Origin of the sequence: Mesorhizobium alhagi CCNWXJ12-2 (genome assembly GCF_000236565.1) — a bacterium.
GTDB lineage: Bacteria > Pseudomonadota > Alphaproteobacteria > Rhizobiales > Rhizobiaceae > Allomesorhizobium > Allomesorhizobium alhagi.
This window is the reverse complement of the sequence record NZ_AHAM01000056.1, coordinates 20,657-27,249: the sequence shown is the minus strand read 5'-3', so window position 1 is coordinate 27,249 and position 6,593 is coordinate 20,657. Positions and strand designations below refer to the sequence as shown.

The window sequence follows — 6,593 nt, the reverse complement described above, 5'->3', positions numbered from 1 at the left end:
TGCGGGCAGTGCCACCGTGCCCGCCACTTTCTCCGTTACGTCGGGTACGCTGACTGGCACAATTGGTTCGGGAGTAACAGTGGCCGGCTCCGGAAGCGACACCCTGACCCTGTCCGGCAGCATTGCCGATATCAACTCGTTTATCGCGGCGTCCCAGCTAAGCTTCCAGACCGCTCTCAATTCGACATCGAACGTGGCGCTTGCCGTAGGCATCGACGATGACGGCAATACCGGCGGCGGCGGCACTCTGACCGACACCGACATGGTGACGCTGGTGGTGACGGCGGTGAACGACGCGCCCGTGAATTCGGCGCCTACCGTGCGGGCGGTGGATCAGGATGCGGCCTTGGTGTTCAGCAGCGGCAACGGCAACGCCATCTCGATCTCGGACGTGGATGCTGGGGGCGGCGCCATGCGGGTGACGCTCACCGCCTCCAATGGCCTGATCACCCTGTCAAGAACCACAGGGCTCTCGTTCATCGTCGGCTCCGGCGCCAACGATGGCACCATGAGCTTCGAGGGAACCATCGCGGATATCAACGCCGCATTGAACGGCACGATCTTTTCCCCGATGCCCGGCTACAACGGCGCGGCCAGCCTGCAGATCGTTACGAATGACTTGGGCCTCAACGGCTCAGGCGGTCCGCAGACGGATACCGATACCATCGCCATCACGGTCGGCCAGCAGCCCGAAATCACCTCGGTGAACGTCACCAATCCCGATGGCCTTTACAAAGAGGGGGACGTCATTTGGGTGACGATGACCTTCGATCAGGCGGTGACGGTGGCAGGCGGTATTCCGAGCCTGGTGCTGGAGACCGGCAGCACGGATCGTCTGGCGACATACGCTTCCGGCTCCGGTACCGGCACGTTGACCTTCTCCTATACAGTGCAGGCGGGCGACCTGAGCGCCGATCTGGACTACCATCCGATCGGCATTTTCACCCTGAACGGCGCCACCATCCGCAGCGCCACCACCAACGTTGGTGCACTGCTGCGCTTGCCTATCGCGGAAGGCCCGAACTCAATTTCTGGGCAGCATGATATCGCGGTCGACGGCGTTGCCCCGGTTGTCGCCAGTGTTTCGGTGCCGGCTAATGGAACCTACACCGCCGGCCAGAACCTCGATTTCATTGTAAACCTTTCGGAGGCCGTGGTCGTCGACACGACGGGCGGCACTCCGCGCATCGCCGTCACCCTCGATACCGGAGGCACCGTCTACGCTAATTACGTGAGCGGAAGCGGCGGCAGCGTGCTGGTTTTCCGGCTGACGGTGTCAGCCGGACAACTGGATGCCAACGGCATTTCAGTCGGGGGCAGCATCGACTTCAACGGCGGCACATTGCGCGATGCGGCAGGGAACGATGCCGTGCTGACCCTCAACAGCATCGGGTCCACAACGGGCGTTCTGGTCGACAGCGTTGCCCCGGTTGTCGATAGTGTTTCGGTGCCGGCCGATGGAACCTACGTCGCCGGCCAGAACCTGGATTTCACGGTACACCTTTCGGAGGACGTAATCGTCGACACGACGGGCGGCACTCCGCGTCTCGCCATCACCATCGGAAGCGGCACCGTCTACGCTAACTACATAAGCGGAAGCGGCACCGGCGCGCTCCTTTTCCGGCTAACCGTATCAGCCGGCCAGCAGGATCTCGACGGCATCGCGATCGGGAGTATCGACCCGAGCGGCGGCACATTGCGCGACGCGGCCGGCAACAATGCTGTGCTGACGCTAAACAGCGTTGGGTCCACAACGGGCGTTCTGGTCAATACCGCAACCCTCGACATCACCGGCACGTTGGAAATCGACGAAGCGGCTGCGAACGGGTCTTCTGCGGGCACACTGACCGCCGCCGGGGGATCGAGCTACACCTTCTCGCTCGTATCCGGAGCCGGTGACGACGACAATGCCAACTTCTCGATAGACAGCGCGGGAAACGTCTCGGTGGTGAACGGGCTACTGCTGGACTACGAGCAGAAAAACACCTTCAGCATTCGGGTGCGTGTGGAATCCGACGGCCTGACTGTCGAAAAGGTGCTGACGGGAAGTGTCGGCGACATCAATCCGGAGAACATCACCGGCGATGGCGACCCCAACGTATTTGTCGGCGGCGCGCTGGACGATCGCCTGCCGGGGACCGGCGGCAACGACACGCTTTCCGGCGGCGATGGAAATGATTTGCTCAACGGCGGCACAGGCAACGACCATATGATCGGGGGCGCCGGTAATGACATCTATGTCGTCGCTGCGGCGGGCGACAGCACGGTCGAGAACCCTGGTGAGGGAACGGATACGGTCCGCGCTTATATCAACTGGACGCTGGCCGACAATGTCGAGCGGCTGGAGTTGCAGGGCTCAGGCAACCTCACCGGCGCCGGCAATTCCCTCAACAACACCCTGGTCGGCACTTCCGGCGACAATTTGTTCAACGGCGGCGCCGGCAACGACTATATGGTCGGCGGTGCGGGCAACGACATCTTCGTCGTGGACGCCAGCGGCGATCGGACGATCGAGGCGGTGAATGGCGGCATCGATACCGTGCGATCCTTCGTCAACTGGACGCTCGCCGACAATGTCGAGCGGCTGGAGTTGCAGGGCTCAGGCACCCTTAGCGGCACCGGCAATGCGCTGAACAACACGCTGGTCGGCAATGCCGGCAACAATTTGCTCAACGGCGGCGCAGGCAACGACTATATGGTCGGCGGCGACGGCAACGACACCTTCGTCGTGGACGCCAGCGGCGACCGGACGATCGAGGCGGCGAATGGCGGCATCGATACCGTGCGATCCTTCGTCAACTGGACGCTCGCCGACAATGTCGAGCGGCTGGAGTTGCGGGGCTCAGGCAACCTCAGCGGCGCGGGGAATTCCCTCAACAACACCCTGGTCGGCACTTCCGGCGACAATTTGCTCAACGGCGGCGCCGGCGACGACTATATGGTCGGTGGCGCGGGCAACGACATCTTCGTCGTTGACTCCAGCGGCGATCGGGTAATCGAGGCGGCGAATGGCGGCATCGATACCGTACGCTCCTACATCGACTGGTCGCTCGCCGACAATGTCGAACGGCTGGAGCTATTTGGCTCCGCTCTGAACAGCACGGGAAATGCGCTCAACAATACGCTGGTGGGTAGAGCAGGCGCCAATGTGTTCGACGGGGACGATGGCGAAGATTATCTCACCGCCGGCGCCGGCAACGACACGCTTTATGGTGGTGGCGGCAGCGATCGGCTTGTTGGCGGTGCGGGCGCGGATATCCTGTTCGGCGGCGCCGGGAATGATTTCTTCCGTTATGAAGCCGTGACCGACGGCCTGGTCGGTCCGGGCATGCGCGACACGATCATGGATTTCACGCATGGCGAGGACAAGATCAGTCTCCACGCGCTCCGTGATGACATAGGCAACCAGGCTTTCTCCTTCATCGGAACGGCAGCATTCTCCGGCGTGGCCGGCGAGTTTCGCTACACGAACTACGGCGGCAACGTAATCATAGACGCGGACGTGAACGGCGATTCCACAGCCGACATGCAGATACTGGTCGCCGGCACACACTGGATGACAGGCACCGATTTCATCGTCTGAGACTTGCAATGGGGGAGCCCGCTGGTCGTATACGTGCGCCGGCGCTCAGCCCAACCGAAGGGCCACGACGCCGGCGACGATGCAGAGCGCGGCGGCAACCCGCCATCCGGTCATCTTTTCGCGCAGCGCAAGGACCGAGATGAGCATAGCGAACAGGATCGAGGTTTCGCGCAAAGCCGCCACCGACGCGATCGGCGCCTTGGTCATCGCCCACATGGCGATCCAGTAGGAGGCGGCGCTCAGAAGGCCGGTGAGAACGCCGATATGCCATTCCGTCTTCATGATCGGAAGCAGCCTGCGCCCGCGGTAGTAGAACCCGATCGCCATCGAGACCAACCCGTCGCAGAGGAACAGCCACGCCGCATAGCTCGACGCGGTGGCGGCCAGGCGCGCGCCGCTGCCGTCGGTGAGCGTATAGCCGGCTACGAAGATCGAGGTCGTCAGCGCGAACCCGACCGCCCGGCGGTCGAGCCTGCCGAGCCCCACCCCGCCGCGAAACGACATCAGCAGCGTACCCGTAGACAGGAGCACGATGCCGAGTATCGCCAGCGGCGTCGGCAATTCGGCGAGCAGGAAGATCGCGCCGACCGTAGTCATCAGCGGCGCCGCGCCTCGCGCCAGCGGATAGGTCTGGGCGAGGTCGCCGGCCTCGTAGGCCATGACCAGGAACAGCCGGTAGCCGATATGGATGGCGAGCGAGGCAGTGATGAACGGCCATACCGCCGCGCCGGGAAATTCGACGAAGGGGATGACCGGCAGGGCCGCCAGGCTCATGCCGAGCGAGGTCAGCGAGATCGAGGCGAAGCGGTCGCCGCGCATCTTGATCAGCGCGTTCCATGCGGCATGCATGGCGGCCGCCGCGAGCACGGCGAAGAAAACGGTGAGCGTCATTCCGGTGCGATCCGCGAGGCCGGATCGTCGAGGTCGATGTCGACCCGGAGCGGATGGTGGTCCGAGGCGATCTCGGCATTGTCGGCGCTGACCGAGCGCACGCGCGACGCCAGCATCGAGCCGACAAAGCAATAATCGAGCCGGCGCTTACTGATGCGGCCGCCGATCTCCTTCACATGCGTATGGAGATCGCCAGGCCCGTGGCCTGCAATCGTCGCCGCATCGACAAATCCATCGAGATAGGCAGCTCCGGCATGGTAGGGCGTCGTGCCGGTGATGCGGCGGTATTCGGCGCTGTCCGGTTCGCAGTTGAAATCGCCCAGCCAGATCGCCGCCAGTGGGCATTCGGGCTCTCTCTCGCCATGCGTCCAGTCGCGCTCCGGCTCGTCGTCGACGCCGCTCCACGGCCCGCCCTGAAACGGCGTGCGGCGATGCAGGTCCTGCAGGAAGGCGATCTGCTCCAGCCGTTCCTCCGCGCCGATATGGGCGAGGTGCAGCGAAAAGAACCGCACCGGCCCAGCCGGTGTGCGGACCATGCATTCGAGCGCCGGGTTCTGGGTGTTGAGCGGCGCGACGGTGCGGCGCATCGGCAGCAGGTGCAGGCGCGACCAGACGATCGGCCAACGCGACAGGAGCATGGTTCCGAACTGCCGCCGCCGGTTGACGATGCGGCCGTCCACGCAGGTGCTGGCGTCCATGTCGAATGCCGGGCCATAGACCCAATAATGCTCCGGCAGGAGTTGGCCGAGAATTTCGGGCTGGTCGTCGAAACCGGTCCGCCGCCAGCCGCGTTCGACCTCCTGCAGTGCAATGATGTCGGAGCCGGCAACAACCCGCGCGATCCGCTCCAAATCGTAGCGGCCGTCGGCTCCGAAGCCGTACTGGATATTGTAGCTGACGAGCTTCACGCCAAGGTCCCCCACCCGATCGCAGTACGCCTTCGGTATTTAGCTGGCAATAAGAAGCGGAGAGGCGAAGCTTGGGCCAGCGAGGGACCGCGCAGTTTCTCACCCGCGGGTCAGCCTCCTTGAGAGGACGACCGCGCTACTGCAGTACGAGAAGGTCGGATGCGGCGAAGGTTATGTTGGCCGTCTCGCCAACCACGGGCGGCGGCGTGGCCGGGCTGTTGAAGGTGTCGAGCGACACGGCGTTCTTTCCGACGCCGACCCGCACGCGGATGACCGAGCCGAGGAAGCTCACGTCGGAAATCTCGCCGGCGATGCTGGCGTCGCGGCCGGGATGATCGCCGACCGAAATCGCCTCGGGTCGCAGAGCCAGCGAAATCTCGTCGCCCGCCGCCTTGCCATCGAGCTTGCGTTTCAACGCGATCTCGCTGCCGTTGACGCGGACCGTGCCGCTGGCGGGATCGGATACGGTGCCTTCGAGGATATTGAGCGTGCCGACGAAGGAAGCCACGAAGCGCGTGGCCGGCTTGTTGTAGATTTCGAACGGCGTGCCGACCTGCTCGGCCTTGCCGCCATACATCACGACGATGCGGTCCGACATGGACAGCGCCTCTTCCTGGTCATGGGTGACGAAGATGGTGGTAATGCCGAGCTTCTTCTGGATGCCACGGATTTCCTCGCGCAGCGAGACGCGGACCTTGGCGTCTAGCGCCGACAGCGGCTCGTCGAGCAGCAGAAGCTTCGGCCTTGGCGCGAGTGCCCGGGCGAGCGCCACTCGCTGCTGCTGACCGCCCGACAATTGGTAGGGATAGCGGCTACCGAACTCCGGCAGCTTGATGATCGACAGCATCTCGGCGACGCGCGCGTCCGACTCGGCCCGGGGAACGCCCGCGACCTTCAGCCCGAAGCCGATATTCTGCGCAACCGTCAGGTTCGGAAACAGCGCATAGGCCTGGAACACCATGCCGATGTCGCGCTGGTTGGGCTTGAGATTGGTGACATCCTTGCCGCCGACCATCACCATGCCGGCGCTGGGCTCCTCGAAGCCGGCGACGATGCGCAGCATCGTGGTCTTGCCGCAGCCGCTCGGCCCGAGAAAGGAAACGAACTCGCCGCGCTCGACGTCGAGGTTGAAATCCTGGACCACGGTGGTCGCGCCGAAGGCCTTGCGGACATTCTGGATCGAGAGAAAGGTTTCGGCCATGAGCGGGGCT

Annotated in this window: 4 protein-coding genes; 1 reads left to right on the top strand and 3 read right to left on the bottom strand. The window is 63.9% G+C overall.

Annotation, left to right across the window (positions count from 1 at the left end; translation table 11 throughout):
- Positions 1 to 79 precede the first annotated feature (79 nt).
- Positions 80 to 3,583 carry a beta strand repeat-containing protein gene (locus tag MAXJ12_RS08025; protein ID WP_008835303.1) on the top strand — a complete coding sequence of 1,168 codons (3,504 nt, stop codon included), beginning with the start codon at positions 80 to 82 and terminating at the stop codon, positions 3,581 to 3,583.
- 45 nt (positions 3,584 to 3,628) lie between these two features.
- On the opposite strand, the gene MAXJ12_RS08020 is transcribed toward MAXJ12_RS08025, so the two are convergent.
- From MAXJ12_RS08020 to MAXJ12_RS08010, 3 genes are all read right to left on the bottom strand, one after another.
- Positions 3,629 to 4,474, bottom strand: coding sequence for an EamA family transporter (locus tag MAXJ12_RS08020; RefSeq protein WP_008835302.1), 846 nt, complete (start codon positions 4,472 to 4,474; stop codon positions 3,629 to 3,631).
- Positions 4,471 to 5,382 carry an endonuclease/exonuclease/phosphatase family protein gene (locus MAXJ12_RS08015; protein WP_008835301.1) on the bottom strand — a complete coding sequence of 304 codons (912 nt, stop codon included), beginning with the start codon at positions 5,380 to 5,382 and terminating at the stop codon, positions 4,471 to 4,473. Before MAXJ12_RS08015 ends, MAXJ12_RS08020 begins: the two co-directional genes overlap by 4 nt.
- Positions 5,383 to 5,518: 136 nt before the next feature.
- Positions 5,519 to 6,583, bottom strand: coding sequence for an ABC transporter ATP-binding protein (locus MAXJ12_RS08010; protein WP_008835300.1), 1,065 nt, complete (start codon positions 6,581 to 6,583; stop codon positions 5,519 to 5,521).
- Positions 6,584 to 6,593 lie beyond the last annotated feature (10 nt).

What these genes read in the sequence shown, in the direction of transcription:
- MAXJ12_RS08020 (WP_008835302.1), bottom strand. Translation starts at nt 4,474, where the DNA reads ATGACGCTCACCGTTTTCTTCGCCGTGCTCGCGGCGGCCGCCATGCAT.
- MAXJ12_RS08010 (WP_008835300.1), bottom strand. Translation starts at nt 6,583, where the DNA reads ATGGCCGAAACCTTTCTCTCGATCCAGAATGTCCGCAAGGCCTTCGGC.